Genomic DNA, 682 nt, shown 5'->3' on the forward strand with positions numbered 1-682 from the left:
GCCGCACCAGCACCCGCTCCGCCGGGTGCCGCACCCCGGAATGACTCCGGCCTGGCGGTCGTTGCACACAGACCCGGCGCCACGAGCCCTCCGCCCGTAGGCCGCCGAAATGACTTTTTCCCCGTGTTTGAGAAGCGCCGGACGAGGTGCTTGCACCCGCGTGTCGTTCCCCCCGAGCGGCTCGGGTGTCTACCCCCGTGAAGGAGCTACCCCCATGAACACGATCATCCGTAAGAGCATGCTGTCCGTTGCTGGTCTCGCGTTCGCCGGTGGTGTGTTCGCCGGTCCCATCGCCGCCCACGCCGCCCCGGTTGACGGCAAGCCGGTCGCGGTTGCCGTGCAGACGGCCAAGCCGAGCCCGCAGGGCGAGCAGTCGCACATCACTCTGAACGACGAGCAGACCGCCAACGTCAAGGCGATCATCGCCGCGACGAAGAAGGCGGGCCTGCCCGAGCGGGCCGCGGTCATCTCGATCGCGACCAGCCTGCAGGAGTCGAAGCTGGAGAACCTGGGCCACCTCGGCGACCGCAATGACCACGACTCGCTGGGTCTGTTCCAGCAGCGACCGAGCTCGGGTTGGGGCACCCCGGAGCAGATCACCGACCCCGACTACTCGACCACGGCGTTCCTGAAGGGTTTGAAGCAGGTTGACGGGTGGCAGGACATGCCGCTGACCGACGCC

General features: G+C 68.0%; 1 protein-coding gene. It reads left to right on the top strand.

Annotated elements, in window-relative coordinates; translation table 11 throughout:
* Positions 1-214: 214 nt before the first annotated feature.
* Positions 215-682 (top strand): hypothetical protein (locus ACTWLT_RS31540; protein WP_445321496.1); only part of this gene is annotated, 468 nt, incomplete at its 3' end.

The sequence above is a fragment of the Micromonospora yongxingensis genome (assembly GCF_052601155.1).